The sequence below is a fragment of the Endozoicomonas sp. GU-1 genome, from assembly GCF_027366395.1.
In the GTDB taxonomy this organism is placed as follows: domain Bacteria; phylum Pseudomonadota; class Gammaproteobacteria; order Pseudomonadales; family Endozoicomonadaceae; genus Endozoicomonas.
Window position 1 is genome coordinate 4,131,225 of record NZ_CP114771.1, and the last position, 13,381, is coordinate 4,144,605.

A 13,381-nucleotide genomic window follows, 5' to 3' on the forward strand; every position below is an offset into this window, starting at 1 on the left:
GTTAATCCATCGTTCCCCCGGGAACGAGGCTCAGGGTGCAGAAATAGCACTCTGATGTCTCTGTGGTGATTGAGGAGCAAAGATGATGGATTTGACCACCAACTATATGGGGTTAAGCCTTAAAAATCCGTTAATAGCGGCAGCTAGTCCATTGACGTCTACATTGAAAAGTATCCAGCGTCTGGAAAAGGCCGGTATTGCAGCTGTGGTTCTGCCTTCCCTGTTTGAAGAACAGATTCGCCGGGAGCAAGAAGAGGAAGAACGGATTGCCCTGTCCAGAGATGACCTGTTTCCGGAAGCCACCTCTTTTCTGCCTGCCGGCCTGACCCTGGAACGTGGTTCGCAGGCATATCTGGACACCATTCATAAAGTTAAGGCCGCAGTGGGTATCCCGGTGATTGCCAGCCTGAATGGTTGTTCGGAGGGTGGCTGGATGGATTATGCCCGACAGATCGAGCAGGCTGGAGCGGATGGTATCGAGCTGCATATTTATTACAACCCACCTTCGTTGGAAATCACCGGACGTCAGGTTGAGGACGTCTATCTGGACGTCGTAAGCAGTGTAAAAAACAGTGTCACCATTCCGGTTGCCCTGAAAATTGATCCATTCTTCAGTGCCTTCGGCAATATGGCCAGACAGTTTGATGAGATGGGTGTTGATGCACTGGTGATGTTCAACCGAATGCTGCAGCCGGACTTTAATCTCAACAATATGCAGGTTGAAACCAACTGGCCAATCAGCAAAGCCGGTGAGATCGGCATTCCACTGCGCTGGATCAGTGTGCTGCACGGCAGGGTCAATGCCTCTCTGGCGGCCACATCCGGAGCCTACGACCATGAAGACATTATCAAATATCTGCTCGGTGGGGCGGATACAGTGATGCTGGCTTCTGCACTGATCCGCAATGGGGCGGACTATGTGTCTGTGCTGTTAAAAGGCCTGGAGGTGTGGCTGAAACAGCGGGATTTTGTCGGGCTGAATGACATGCGCGGGCTGATGAGCCAGCGCTCTGTGGCCAACCCGGAAGCCTTTGAACGGGCCAACTACATTCGTACTGTGGATGGAGTGAGGAAGCACTGACCTGTTGCCTCGTTCCCATGCTTCAATGGTGTTGCAATAGTGTAAAAGCCTTGAAACACAAAGACACGAAGGCACAAAGGATGCCTTTCTTGATTTGCCTGGCATAGCTCGGGCAATCTCAGAAACACTTTGTGTCTTTGTGGTTCCTTTCTTTTTAAGCCTTTTGTTTTTCTGTTGTTTAAAAAATTAAAATAGGCAGATAATCCACAGGCTAAATGCTGGATATAACATATACTGATCAGACCTCAATGCTCAATAGGTTGTAGTTTATGATCTGGAAGGCTTTGTTTCCCATATTCATAATGAGCTGTGTACTGTTGGATGTTAATTGTTTGGCTGCTGCACCCATCGATGAAAATAAATCAGATGATTGCTTTTTAAAAAACAAGATCTTTAACGTTGTTGTTGGTGAAGAGTACAGTGCACCCATTCGATTCGGAACATTGGAAGCTAACAGTATTAAGAGAGACTCTGTACATTTCGGAATGAAGGGCAACGATTTGCACTATGCTTTCACTCTGACCCTTAATCTGACAGATCCTGAATACTCAAAAAGGCTGTACTATGAGGTAAAAAACCTGATTCCCGCAGTCAGTAAAACGCTGCCTGAACCCAGGTTCACCAGAAATAGTGTCGACATCAATGGTGCCTGTGACCAAGAGCATTTTGTGATTGTAATGCCCCAGGCGGGCAATGAATTTTCTTTTCTCAGAAAAGCGCAGGAACTGAGTATGCCTCATGGTTCCGGGCTTATGGTAGAAGGGCATCTTATTTCACCGCACGTTCCCGACGATTCTTCTGGGTCTCCGGATAAAAAATTAAGAGTAAGCTTCAGCTCTTTTGCTGACAGGCTGATGGAAAAAAAGCTGAGTCACCTGGAAGAGCAGCCTGAGGTTCCTGCAGTTACTGTTGAGCTCGAGGAGGGTGAGTTGGCTCAGGAGTTATTGGATATGAAAAGTGATGAATATTATCACTCCGCAAAAATGTATGAAGAGACCTATGCAAAAGTCACCAGGAAAGATCAACAAGGGTTAAAGGGTATTGACAGGCAAATTGACGATTTGGAAAAGGCGCATATCACCCTTTACAAGCAGATCGAAGATATACTGAGGGATTTTCAAAACCAGATAGAGCAGATCAGGTTAAGATGATCAACCAGGCGCTTCATGGCATGGCGGCATGGATAGATAGCGACTATTGCTGGTCTTTCCTTCGCCAATCAGGCTTTCGATAATGACTTTCAGTTGTTCCATTGCCGCTGCTTCATCGCTCCCTTCAATGGTCAAAGTGATCATGTCGTTTTTGGTGATACCGGCAGACATGAGCTTCATCAGGCTTTTGGCATCGGCCTTGTGTCCCTTGTTATCAACGGTGACCGTACTGACAAACCCTTGGCACGCTTTGACAAATACAGCGCCAGGGCGAGTGTGCAGGCCGTTTTCATTAGTTACTTTGATTTGCGCAGTTTGCATGGTTTCCGGCAGAAATATCAGCTTGAGTGAGTTTGACCCAATGCAGCTATCGAGAGGGGTTTGGCTGCTTAATCCTCCCACAAAAGAGTTTCCATGTTAATGATCCCTGTCATTTTTGATGAATATGCTGGTGGTAAAAACTGAGTGTTGTGTGGCAAGCCCAAAATCATCTGCTACGCTACCTATTCCAATAACAGCAGGTGGATATATGGCTCATAACAGACATAGTGATGATCCTATGGGACGCATGGAAGTCAGTATCAGGAATACACAAGACGGCATTCAAAGGCTGTTCCTGCACAGCGCTAAACATGAACAAGCTATTGAATTGCTTCGGCAAGATGTCAGCTCACTTCGGGAAGATGTCGGCTCACTCCAGCAAGATGTCAGCTCACTTCAGCAAGATGTCGGCTCACTTCAGCAAGATGTCAGCTCACTTCAGCAAGATGTTGGAATGTTGCGCCAAGAAACCTGTGAACGCTTTGACAAGATAGAAGACACTCTTGCCATCATTGTGAACCACCTGCAGAAGTAACAGACATATAACGATGGCTTCCACAGGACTCTGCCTGTGATGAATGCTCCAGACATGGAGGTCTCTACCATCGTCGTTAACTGAGAGTAGTGACCTTGAAGGAATTGCCCCGTAATAAGTGCAGCATTAACAGTTCCTAAGCTCCAAATGCTGCCAGATCAACTTCCTCCAGGAACGGGCTTTTCAGTGCTTCTGCCACAGTCATCCTTTGACTTGGGTTCTGATGCAAAAGAGCTTTTGCCAGTTGGATCGCTTCCTTGTTAACGCCCATACGTTCCATTTCGGCAATGGCCTTATCCCGTCCCTCGAGTTTGTATTCGATCGTCTCCACAGCTTCTGACAGGTCTGATCGATAGAAGTAACGCTTCCCGGTAAACATCTCTGTCAGCAGTACACCCAAAGACCAGGCATCTTCAGCCTTTAAGTTGGCATTTTGTAAAATCAGATCATCGGGTGACCTGTAGCCAGGGGGGCAAAGAGCGATATGCAGCACAAAGTCTGCCGGGTTGTAATCCTTGATGGTTAAATCAACCTTCGGATCACCCGCAGTTCTGGCTAAGCCAAAATCGATCAGCTTCAGGCGAGCTTCGCCATCAATCACAAAATTTTGCGGCTTTATATCCCGATGGACATAACCTTTTTCGTGTAGTGAAGCAACCGCTAAAGTAGCTTGTTTGAATAAGTGGGCAAGCAGTTTTTCATCCTTGTGGGAGATGGTATTAACTGTTGCAGGATCGTTCCCGGGCTGGGCACCTGTGTTGTGCAATGCTTCGATTAAGGAACCCATACTTGTGCCATGAAGTGGCGTATGGATCACGCCGTCAATTAATTCATGGGGTATTACATAATCACCGGCGCATCTCAAGGCCACTTCACACTCTTTTTCGGGGGAATTGATTTCTTCGAGCAGTGAGCCCACCTTATCTTGTGCCTCAACCATTTGCTCAATAGTGATAATGTTATTGAAACAGCGTTGGGATAATGCATCAACTATGTTGCTACGCATAACTTCAGTGACTGTTCTCCTATCTGCATGGGGCTTTTTGGCCACCATGAAATGGTGTCCATGGCGGCATAGTTTCGCACGGCCCAAGGTACCCTCACCCAGATCTTCCATAGGCTGGCCATGTCGATTCGTTAACGAAACAGGACGTTCAGACACCCGGCGGAAATCTTTGTACCGAATATAAGCATACACTCGCTGGAGCTTTTTCTTGCAGGCCAGAGCCAGTTCTTTCAAGCTTCGTCCCTGCCAACTGCCTTGTTTCTCTGGAGTGGGCTCTTTGATACGGTGGGGATGATCTATCATGGATTTTGTTATTTTCATGGTGCTATTCCCTATTAGAGTGAAATTTCCCTATTACCTGAAAATTCTTTACAAGTAGTTAACCATTTTTTTTCATATAGATGCCTGACAGGCTGGTCAGCCAGGGTAACAGCTTGATTTTCGTGGAAAAGAAGAAATGCAAAGAGTCAGACAATGACCGAAGCCTGAATAAAGCTCCGGTTTTTTACAGGGCTCCTAGACCCCGGTATTACGCCATTGCATCACCGGGGAATTGACTGGTATCGAGCTTATTTGATCGAGCTTTTGAAACTAAAGGCGTAGGCACCATTGCTGTCCGGCTGCCCCAGAAAAGCCAGTCCTTGTTTCATCGGAGCAGGTAGCGACGCATCGGGCGTCATTTTTCCGGTAAAGGTATAACGGCCACTGGTGCCCAGCTGAAAATCGCCATAGCTGTTTATGATGGATGATGTCTGTGTCACCCTGGCGATCAGGCTTCGGTTCTGACAGCTTAATTGTGCAGTTGAATTCCCCAGATCAAACTGGCCGGAGGGTGAGGTTAATCCACTGTTTGTGAGTGCTGCATTACCATTAATATTCACACACCCTTTGTCGTTTAAAATAAGCTCATCCAGTTCCAGCAGGACATTACCTTGTACTTCACCGGGAATATTGCCGACTGTCGTGTCCTGTAAAGATGCGAGTAGCCACGGCGCTGTGGTATCCAGTTCGACATTATTCAGTGTCAGCGTCTGTCGGTTAATCACTACCGTTCCCTGGCCTTCAACAGGGGATGCTGCATTGCCCAGTTCCACCGAAACCTGAACCTCACCTTTCAGGAGCGAGGCGGGTTCAATCTGCCAGCGGATGGCTGGTAGCGCCAGCGGCTTTCGTAACACCGTCAGCGTGACGCTTTCGGCGGCTCCAGACCATAGAGTGCCGGTAATTCCAGATATGTTGACGGGTAATTGCCGGGTTGGCAGGTATTGCCAAACGGTTGCCGCCGACATATTGGCTATCAGAAAGCCGCTGTAACTGACCAGACCAAGCGTCGAAAGCAGTATAACCTTACCTGTTTTTCCCTGTTTCATATTCTGCTCAATCACGTTCAAGTTGCAGGCGACGCACTTCAACAAAACCACTGGTATCCGTGGCTTCCAGTTGTATGTTGGCCACCTTGATCCGATGCTGTTGTTCCAATGTTGTCAGCCAGCCTATCAGTTTATCGAAGCGAGCATTGGCCAGATCAATATCCAGTGTTTCACCCTGGTCGTTGGCTCGCTGAACCCGCTGGATGACCAGTTGATTTCTACCCGCCAGCTGGTGGATGGTCTGGTCCATGGGCGTATTGCTGACAGGGCGGGCAGTGGCACCTGAAGCCCTCAAACTGAGGATCTGCTCTGCCTGCTGTTGTATCTGCGTCAGCTGTGCGCGGCTGGCAGCCACTTTCTTCTCTGCCAGTGCCTGCTGTTCAATAAGCGGTGTCATCAGGCCCTGCCAGATCAGCCAGATAAACAGTGTCACCAGTGCCGTGGCGGTGAGCCACTGCTCGCGCCGGGAAAGCTGCCGCCAGCGGCCAATCATGCTTTGCCAGAAAGGACTGACGCTGTTTATGGTATTGGTAAGGAAGCTCATCAGGACACACCTCCTGAAATAACCAGCATGCCAGTTACTGTATCTCCGGTACGTTCAAGGGCTTCTATGGCAATGGTCAGTCCTTCGCCCCGGTTAAGATCTTGTTCAAACTGTTCCCGAAAACGGGTAAACACCTCAAAGTCACTGGCTTGTGCCTGAATACGCATACTTTGTCGTGCACCTTCTCTGGTGTTAACAGTGAAGGTCATGGAGCTGGCTTGCAGCTCGGGGAATGCATTCAGCACCGGGGTAATCCGGGCCAGCATGGCCAGCATACTCTGTGAGGTTTCTTCCGGTTGCTGTAACGCGGCCAACTTCTGCCGCATCTGGGATTGTAGCCTGACAACCCGTTCACCCGGAAACAGCTGCCGGTAAATATCGTTGGCCTGCTGTTGATAAGATGCCGCAGTCTGTTCCAGTTGATGGGTTTCCAGGACCGAGTTAGCGGTTACCAGTATCAGCAGCAGGCAGCCCATCAGGGCGGTGGACCACCAGGGCAGTAGTCGTTGGCGCCAGGGTGAGGCAGGCTGCCATTGTCCCTGCAGCAGGTTGAGCTGTGTATTACCGGCCTGAGGGACCAGCAGTGTTAATGGCGATGGGACATGTTGCTCTGTTTCCAAAAACGTCAGTTCAGGATGCTCCTTTTTCAGGCCATCCATAAACAGCGTTAACCACTGTGACTCACAGACGGCTGTCTGCCACTGGCCATATCGGGCAATGGTCAAATCATCAATCTGTAATAAACGGCACTGGTTTTCTTCAATGGGTAGCATCAGGGCATCGGGTACCCAGCGTTTGGTTATCACCCCGGCATCGGTCAGCCAGCCTTGCCACTGTGTCATATCGGCCTGTTTGATGACGGCCAGATGAGCCTGGCTGTCCCCATGTTGGAGAACGGCAACGTGCAGGTCTTCAACATCATCACCCAGCTCTTCTTCCAGACGCCAGGGAAGGGACTGGCGAACAGTGGGGGTCAGTCGTCCCTGAATAGTCAGAGTATGCAGTGTCGCCCGGGCTGATGGCACCAGAATGGTAACGGCCATCGTAGCAATTGGCTGACCGGACAATGTCCCGCTGCTGACGGTTGTGTCGGCATATTGCGCAATAAAATCCGATACTGTTGGCCAACAACCATAGGCAATAGCGTGTTCTTCATGGTTGTCCTGCAGCGTTTCAGTGGCGATATCCGCCGGGCAAAGCTGCCAATAAACCGGTTGGTCGTGATGCTCCGGTAACCTCAATAGCAGGTGAGGATTCATTAAACTCCTCCAAATTTACGGCGAATGACCGTTAATTGGTTGTCTTTGGAGCGAGCCAGAAGAGTGTTCAGTCTGACTTCGCTTGCGCCGTAATTGGCTGTTGCATGCATTTCAAAATAGTAACTGACGATGGTCAGACGCTTGTCTGCGCCAGTACTGCTGAAGTTTGCCAGCAGTGGCTGGCTGGTGAAATCGGCCACCGCATCCCATCCTTCCCGTGGCCGGGTTTCCAGAATATTGCGTGCCTGATCAACGGGCAGCTGATCAATATAGAGCGCGGCCAGTATTTCCGGTTGGTCAACAGGAATGGTATTCACATTGATGGCCAGCTCGGTACTGGGCAGGGCACAGAGGTAAGGCATAACTTTTTGGGCGACGGACGTTGATACTCCGGCCACGGCACGCCATTCACTGATGTCGCGCATCAGGGTTTTGCTGCTTAAATAAGGGAGTGGTCGGGCGAGGTAATCCAGGTCACTTTCGCCTTCCCGAAGAGCTTCACTGCTAACCCAGTTTCGGGTTGCCCGGGTAATGCTGTCTGACTCCCACTGTGGTATTTCCAGGTATTGCAGCAGAGCAGAAAATACCTGACTTTCAGGTGACTTCTGAAATGTGTCGTTCGCTTCTGTAAACGGCTTTGCCAGGGCATTGATATTAAAACAGGACTGAGAATCTTTCAGTTGACCGGCAATCTGGCCGCCTTCAACCGGTAATACTACATTGTTGCTGGCCCAGTACTGCCCGAGATGGGTGATGTCCGGATCATCTTCAAAGTTCTGTTTCAGTGTTTTGATCGCCAGGCTTTCCCCGGAAAAGGCATACCAGCGCGCCTGTTCCCGTTCCTGCATGGATTGGGTTCTGGTCAACTGGGTGCGGAAGGAGAGTGTTAACTCATTGGCCAGTAAAACCAGCAGTGTCAGCATCAGCAATACGCTCAGCAGGGCAATGCCTTGCTGGCGATCAGGGTAATGGGCTTTACTACCTTTGTGCCTGGAAAAGCAATTACCACGGAGGCATAGAGACACGGAGAAAAGAAAGCCTTTCTCTGTGTCTCTGTGCCTCTGTGGTGAATCATTATTTAGACCCGTCATGATGCAGGCTGCCAGGATGCTGGCAGTATATAGCGTCGCTCTATACGTCCGAGGTCGTTCATATCAAACTCAATTTTCAGTCCTTCTGGTAAAGAGCCTGCGGGTGTTGAAGAGCCTTCAGCCAATAATAACGAGTCCCGCCACTGACCATTGATGTAAAAACTGAATTTCAATGAGTTGATATCGGTTAATAAGATCTGGGTAACCGGCTCAACATTGATGGATGCAGGATCGAGGACATGATGATACCGGCGCTCCAGACGGTTATCACGGAGCCGGTAAAAGACCCGCTGCAGTTCCGGCCTGGGTAACCGGTAGTCCGGGTTGTGCCAACCATGGCGCACCAGTGCCAGTGCTTCATCGTCACTGTCCAGCATCTGCGAGTCGCTGAACAGGCTTTGCGCCGTGACCCGGTTATCTACCCGGGTTCCCCGGTCGGCAATTTGTTGCAGGTCCTGGTCAATCAGCAACAGCGTGTATTGCAGTTGTCGCAGGCGCTCATTTTTAGTCAGCACAACATCATGGGCGGTCATCACGCCCTGAAAAATCTGCCAGGCACTGAGGCTGATGATGCTGAAAATAGCGATGGCCGCCAGCATTTCCAACAGAGTAAAGCCCTTTAGCTGTCGTTTGATCTGCATTATCCCTGTTTGACCATATAGCTTCTCAGTGTCGCCAGTACCGGACTTTGTTCGCCCTGTTCACCGCGTACTTCAACATCAATCGCCCGGAAATCGTTATCAGCGGTTTTGATACTGCGAAAACGTACAAACCATTGCTGTCCAGCCAGTTCATGCTCTGCCCGTTGCCAGCTGAGTGTTGGCCACTGCTGTGTCAGATGAATGTCTGTCATCTGATTATCCGCCACCAGTCTTGCCAGGGTGCGTTGTTCCAGTATCGGCGTGTTGCGCACACTTTCGCCGCTCATGGACAGTACCGACATCCCGGCAATGGCCAGCAGTGCAAGGGCCAGCAGTACTTCCAGTAAAGTAAAACCCTGTGCCGCAGAGACTCTGAAAGGCGTCATTGTTTGACTCCTTTCATCAGGGCGATTTCGCCATGTTCTTCGATATCGATAGACAGGGCGTGCCTGGGGTCATCCGCAGAAAAGAGCTTTAACTCTGCCGGTGAAATCTCTCCGGAGGCCCAGAAGAACAGATCTGGTTCAGCCTTAGGTTCGGAGTCTGATAAAGACGCTTTATCATCAGTGTCAAAGGTAAAACCTTTATCCTGTTCCAGTGTTTCTCGCCAAACCGACTCACCAGGCAAAATGGCCAATCGCAGAGCCTTATTCAATGCAACCGGTGAGAGGGTCCGGTCCTCGCTGACTGGCTGCCATTTCCCCTGCTTATAAATCAGAAACTGATAGCCTTCGGTCGTCTGTTGCAGCCCCATATCGATACCATTGAGCAGTGCTTTTTCCTGCGAGGTGTGAGCCAGCATGATCAGACGTCGGGCCTCTTTCTGCATAAGTGCACCACTGTCGTCAGGCATCAGTGATGGAAGAATGGCGGATATGGCTAACCCCAGGAGTACCATCACCAGCATGATTTCCAGCAGTGTGAATCCGTGCTGGTTGACTCGCTGTCCTGTTTCGGAGTGTGTAACGTCGTTAGCCATTGGGTGTGGTTAGCTATCCAGGTTCCAGTTACCGGTATCATCATCGGTGCCTGGCTGACCATCCGGGCCAGAAGAGAAAATATCCACAGGACCGTGTTCCCCCGGGCTCAGCATCAGATAATCGTTACCCCACGGGTCTTTTGGCAGACGACGAATGTAGCCATTGTCACGGTACGATCTGGGCTCCGGGCTGCCAGACGGTTTGCTGACCAGCGCTGCCAGTCCCTGCTGGGTGGAGGGGTAGTTGTTATTTTCCAGCTTGTACATATCCAGTGCATTTTCCAGGGCAACGATATCACTCACCGCTTTTTGCAGATCGGCCTTATCTTTATTGCCGATAATGTTGGGAGCAACCATACTGGCCAGTACGCCAAGAATGACAATCACCACCATGATTTCCAGCAGGGTAAAACCTGACTGCTTCTGTCTTTTATTAAGAGGGTTCATTGGGTTTTTCCTAATGGTCTGATACTGGTTTTTACCACAAAGTTTACTCTGAAGTCTGGCAACAGAATGTAAGTACGATATGCATTCCCACCGGACCCTGAAGGTACACAAACATCAACCGCCCACCAGTGAGTTCAGGTCCAGCATTGGCGTCAAAATGGCCATAACGATAAACAGTACGACACCGGCCATGGAAACAATCAGCAATGGGCCGAAAATGCCCAGTGCGATATTTACCTGGGATTCAAATTGCTGATCCTGATTATCTGCCGCCCTGGCCAGCATGCCGGTCAGTTCACCGGACTTTTCACCGCTGGCAATGATGTAAAGCATCATGGGGGAGAACAGTTCGGTCTGCTCCAGTGACTGCCAGAGGGAAGATCCCTCCCTGACCCGCTCAGCGGCGTTAAGCAGCGACGCCTGCATGTGTTGATTCACCAGCACCTTTGCCGCAATTCCCATCCCTTCCAGTAGTGGTACGGTACTGCTGGTCAGTATGCTCAGGGTTCTGGCAAAACGGGCACCATCGACCCCGCTGAGAACACTGCCAATCAGCGGCAATTTTAGTAGCCAGCGGTCGTGTACCAGTCGGCAGGTTCGGCTTCGCTGCAGGATCTGTTGGCGTATTACCAGGGTGACAAGCAGCGCCATGGCAATGCCCGGTCCATAGGCACGAACAAAGTCACTGATGCTGATCAGAGTGAGCGTCATGGCGGGCAGCTGTTGCCCCATATGGGCAAACTGTTCAACCACCGTGGGAACCACGGTCACCAGCAGCGCTGCCACAACAGCAATGGCAACCAGCGTCAGGATGGCCGGGTAGATCATTGCCTGAATCAGTTGCCCTTTGATTTTCTGCCGGTGCTCGGTGAAGTCGGCCAGCCTTTCCAGCACGCCATCCAGGTGGCCTGATTTTTCCCCTGCCGCCACCATGGAACGGTAAAGCCGGTCAAAGGTTTTCGGGTAGCAGGCCAGGCTGTCCGCCAGCGATTGCCCTTCAAGAATTTTTGAACGAACCGTGGTGACAATGGATTTCAGGTGCGGTTTGCGCAGCTGTCTTACCAGTGCCTGCAGACACTCTTCCAGGGGGATGCCCGCAGCAACCAGCGTCGCCAGTTGCCGTGTCAGCAGTGCGACTTCCGCATCGGTTGCCTGTCTTTGCAACAAAGAGCGAAACAGGCTGCTCGATGATGAACGTTTATTTTGGGTCGTATCCGACGTTTCCTGGCCAGTAGCTGCACTGACGGCGATGGCATTGAGTCCGGAAACCCGCAGCTTTTGCCGCACCTGACGAGGTGAGTCGGCTTCTATGACGCCTTTACTTTTTTTCCCTTTGGCATCCAGGGCTTCGTAAGCAAATACGCTCATAGGCTGTTATTCCCTGGTGACACGCATCACCTCTTCCAGAGTGGTGATGCCGCTGAGAATTTTTCTGAAACCATCCGTTTGCATACTATTCGACGAATGACGTATTTCCTGTTCAATGACTTGTTCACCGGTACCATCATGAATCAGCTGGCGTAACCGGTCATTGACCAGAAACAGTTCATGGATGCCGGTTCGGCCACGGTAACCCGTGTTATGACACGCCTCACAACCGGTGGATTGCCACAGCAAATGGTTTGCTGAAAGTCCCATCAGGCTGATTTCAAGGTCGGTGGCAGGGCGCTGTTGTCGGCAGTCCGGGCAGAGTGTTCTGACCAGTCGCTGGGCCAGTACTCCCAGCAGGCTTGAGGCCAGCAGGAAGGGCTCAACCCCCATATCCCGGAGGCGGGTAACGGCACCGACGGCGGTATTGGTGTGCAGTGTGCTGAGTACCAGGTGTCCGGTTAACGACGCCTGTACGGCAATTTCGGCGGTTTCCAGGTCACGGATCTCACCGATCATGACCACATCCGGGTCCTGTCGCAGAATCGCCCGCAGTCCCCGGGCAAAGGTCATATCCACCTTCGGGTTAACCTGGGTCTGGCCAATCCCCTCCAGTTCGTACTCCACGGGGTCTTCAACCGTGAGAATGTTGCGCTCACTGTTGTTAATGACACTCAGCCCCGCATAGAGCGTGGTACTCTTGCCGGAACCGGTAGGGCCGGTAACCAGAAGGATGCCATGGGGTTTATGCAACTGCTCCCGAAACTGTTGGCAAAGTGTGCCTTCCATGCCAAGACTGGCCAGGTCTAGCCGGACACTGTTGCGATCCAGCAGACGCATAACGATTCGTTCACCGTGGCGAGAAGGCAGGGTTGAGACACGAACATCGACGGCACGGCCACCAAGACGAAGGGACATACGACCATCCTGGGGAATACGCTTCTCCGCGATATCCAGTCTGGCCATGACTTTTACCCGGGACACCAGCACGGCGGCCAGCTTGCGCTGGGGACGGAGTATCTCCCGTAAAACACCGTCAACACGAAAACGAACGGTCAGGTTTCGCTCAAAGGTTTCAATATGGATGTCAGAGGCACCTTCCTTGATGGCCTCGCTGAGCATGGCATTGATCAGGCGGATAATCGGTGCACCGTCGTCAGCTTCCAGCAGGTCTTCATCTTCTGGCAGTTCTTCTGCCAGGGCCTGAAGACCTTCATCATTGCCGATGTCGTTCATGAGTTGTCGTGCAACGGAGGAGTCCTGTTGATAATGGTTGGCCAGTTTCTGCTCAAACTCATCATCGTCCAGGGCTATCAGGGTCAGTGATACGCCTGCGAAACGTCTGACCTCCTGCAGTGCTGCAGTAGACGGCAGCCCTTTGTGCCAGACCTGAGCCTTGCCCTGGTCATTGTATGCGAGCAGCAAGTTAAAGCGACGGGCGAAAGAGAACGGCAAGCTGCGTTTTCTTTCCGGGCTGACAGACTCTGGCCCGGGGGTTACCGAATCCCTCATCCGTTTCTCAATGGTCAGGGCCAGCGCTTCACTGAGGGCTTGCTCTTCCCATTGGGATGTTCCATGGCTCAAAGCT

Annotated in this window: 15 protein-coding genes; 3 read left to right on the plus strand and 12 right to left on the minus strand. The window is 51.1% G+C overall.

The window, feature by feature from the left end; translation table 11 throughout:
• Positions 1 to 82: 82 nt before the first annotated feature.
• Together O3276_RS17265 and O3276_RS17270 are read left to right on the plus strand one after the other, a co-directional pair.
• Positions 83 to 1,081 carry a dihydroorotate dehydrogenase-like protein gene (locus O3276_RS17265; RefSeq protein WP_269672446.1) on the plus strand — a complete coding sequence of 333 codons (999 nt, stop codon included), beginning with the start codon at positions 83 to 85 and terminating at the stop codon, positions 1,079 to 1,081.
• A gap of 332 nt (positions 1,082 to 1,413) precedes the next feature.
• Positions 1,414 to 2,232, plus strand: a complete 819-nt coding sequence (locus tag O3276_RS17270; RefSeq protein ID WP_269672447.1) for a hypothetical protein — start codon at positions 1,414 to 1,416, stop codon at positions 2,230 to 2,232.
• Here O3276_RS17270 and O3276_RS17275 read toward each other — a convergent pair whose 3' ends face one another.
• The gene (locus O3276_RS17275) at positions 2,233 to 2,553 is read right to left on the minus strand and encodes an HPr family phosphocarrier protein (protein WP_269672448.1); all 321 of its coding nucleotides are present in this window, start codon (positions 2,551 to 2,553) and stop codon (positions 2,233 to 2,235) included. It lies immediately after the preceding gene.
• A gap of 118 nt (positions 2,554 to 2,671) precedes the next feature.
• Between O3276_RS17275 and O3276_RS17280 the strand changes: the two genes are divergently transcribed.
• Complete coding sequence (locus O3276_RS17280; protein WP_269672449.1) at positions 2,672 to 3,088, plus strand: hypothetical protein; 417 nt, start codon at positions 2,672 to 2,674, stop codon at positions 3,086 to 3,088.
• Positions 3,089 to 3,224: 136 nt separating this feature from the next.
• Here the strand turns inward: O3276_RS17280 and O3276_RS17285 are convergent, their stop codons facing one another.
• From O3276_RS17285 to gspE, 11 genes are all read right to left on the minus strand, one after another.
• The gene (locus O3276_RS17285) at positions 3,225 to 4,328 is read right to left on the minus strand and encodes a protein kinase domain-containing protein (protein WP_269672450.1); all 1,104 of its coding nucleotides are present in this window, start codon (positions 4,326 to 4,328) and stop codon (positions 3,225 to 3,227) included.
• A 335-nt stretch (positions 4,329 to 4,663) separates the two neighbouring features.
• The gene (locus O3276_RS17290; RefSeq protein WP_269672451.1) at positions 4,664 to 5,464 is read right to left on the minus strand and encodes a type II secretion system protein N; all 801 of its coding nucleotides are present in this window, start codon (positions 5,462 to 5,464) and stop codon (positions 4,664 to 4,666) included.
• 7 nt (positions 5,465 to 5,471) lie between these two features.
• Entirely contained in the window at positions 5,472 to 6,008 is a 537-nt protein-coding gene (locus tag O3276_RS17295; protein ID WP_269672452.1) for a type II secretion system protein M, read from the minus strand.
• On the minus strand, positions 6,008 to 7,267 hold the full coding sequence (gene gspL, locus O3276_RS17300) for a type II secretion system protein GspL (RefSeq protein ID WP_269672453.1): 1,260 nt from the start codon (positions 7,265 to 7,267) through the stop codon (positions 6,008 to 6,010). The genes O3276_RS17295 and gspL overlap by 1 nt, the downstream gene beginning before the upstream one ends.
• On the minus strand, positions 7,267 to 8,358 hold the full coding sequence (gspK, locus tag O3276_RS17305; RefSeq protein WP_269672454.1) for a type II secretion system minor pseudopilin GspK: 1,092 nt from the start codon (positions 8,356 to 8,358) through the stop codon (positions 7,267 to 7,269). Before gspK ends, gspL begins: the two co-directional genes overlap by 1 nt.
• Positions 8,355 to 8,999 carry a type II secretion system minor pseudopilin GspJ gene (gene gspJ / locus O3276_RS17310; RefSeq protein ID WP_269672456.1) on the minus strand — a complete coding sequence of 215 codons (645 nt, stop codon included), beginning with the start codon at positions 8,997 to 8,999 and terminating at the stop codon, positions 8,355 to 8,357. The genes gspK and gspJ overlap by 4 nt, the downstream gene beginning before the upstream one ends.
• Positions 8,999 to 9,385 carry a type II secretion system minor pseudopilin GspI gene (gene gspI / locus O3276_RS17315; protein WP_269672457.1) on the minus strand — a complete coding sequence of 129 codons (387 nt, stop codon included), beginning with the start codon at positions 9,383 to 9,385 and terminating at the stop codon, positions 8,999 to 9,001. The genes gspJ and gspI overlap by 1 nt, the downstream gene beginning before the upstream one ends.
• Entirely contained in the window at positions 9,382 to 9,978 is a 597-nt protein-coding gene (gspH, locus tag O3276_RS17320; protein WP_269672458.1) for a type II secretion system minor pseudopilin GspH, read from the minus strand. Before gspH ends, gspI begins: the two co-directional genes overlap by 4 nt.
• A 9-nt stretch (positions 9,979 to 9,987) precedes the next feature.
• Complete coding sequence (gene gspG / locus O3276_RS17325) at positions 9,988 to 10,425, minus strand: type II secretion system major pseudopilin GspG (protein ID WP_269672459.1); 438 nt, start codon at positions 10,423 to 10,425, stop codon at positions 9,988 to 9,990.
• Positions 10,426 to 10,539: 114 nt separating this feature from the next.
• Positions 10,540 to 11,793, minus strand: coding sequence for a type II secretion system inner membrane protein GspF (gene gspF / locus O3276_RS17330; protein ID WP_269672460.1), 1,254 nt, complete (start codon positions 11,791 to 11,793; stop codon positions 10,540 to 10,542).
• 6 nt (positions 11,794 to 11,799) lie between these two features.
• Positions 11,800 to 13,305, minus strand: a complete 1,506-nt coding sequence (gene gspE / locus O3276_RS17335) for a type II secretion system ATPase GspE (protein WP_442876605.1) — start codon at positions 13,303 to 13,305, stop codon at positions 11,800 to 11,802.
• Between the last annotated feature and the right edge of the window lie 76 nt (positions 13,306 to 13,381).

What these genes read in the sequence shown, in the direction of transcription:
- O3276_RS17265 (WP_269672446.1), top strand. Translation starts at nt 83, where the DNA reads ATGATGGATTTGACCACCAACTATATGGGGTTAAGCCTTAAAAATCCG.
- O3276_RS17280 (WP_269672449.1), top strand. Translation starts at nt 2,672, where the DNA reads ATGAATATGCTGGTGGTAAAAACTGAGTGTTGTGTGGCAAGCCCAAAA.
- gspH (WP_269672458.1), bottom strand. Translation starts at nt 9,978, where the DNA reads ATGGCTAACGACGTTACACACTCCGAAACAGGACAGCGAGTCAACCAG.
- gspK (WP_269672454.1), bottom strand. Translation starts at nt 8,358, where the DNA reads ATGACGGGTCTAAATAATGATTCACCACAGAGGCACAGAGACACAGAG.
- O3276_RS17275 (WP_269672448.1), bottom strand. Translation starts at nt 2,553, where the DNA reads ATGCAAACTGCGCAAATCAAAGTAACTAATGAAAACGGCCTGCACACT.
- gspF (WP_269672460.1), bottom strand. Translation starts at nt 11,793, where the DNA reads ATGAGCGTATTTGCTTACGAAGCCCTGGATGCCAAAGGGAAAAAAAGT.
- gspL (WP_269672453.1), bottom strand. Translation starts at nt 7,267, where the DNA reads ATGAATCCTCACCTGCTATTGAGGTTACCGGAGCATCACGACCAACCG.
- gspG (WP_269672459.1), bottom strand. Translation starts at nt 10,425, where the DNA reads ATGAACCCTCTTAATAAAAGACAGAAGCAGTCAGGTTTTACCCTGCTG.
- O3276_RS17295 (WP_269672452.1), bottom strand. Translation starts at nt 6,008, where the DNA reads ATGAGCTTCCTTACCAATACCATAAACAGCGTCAGTCCTTTCTGGCAA.
- O3276_RS17290 (WP_269672451.1), bottom strand. Translation starts at nt 5,464, where the DNA reads ATGAAACAGGGAAAAACAGGTAAGGTTATACTGCTTTCGACGCTTGGT.
- gspE (WP_442876605.1), bottom strand. Translation starts at nt 13,305, where the DNA reads ATGAGGGATTCGGTAACCCCCGGGCCAGAGTCTGTCAGCCCGGAAAGA.
- gspI (WP_269672457.1), bottom strand. Translation starts at nt 9,385, where the DNA reads ATGACGCCTTTCAGAGTCTCTGCGGCACAGGGTTTTACTTTACTGGAA.
- gspJ (WP_269672456.1), bottom strand. Translation starts at nt 8,999, where the DNA reads ATGCAGATCAAACGACAGCTAAAGGGCTTTACTCTGTTGGAAATGCTG.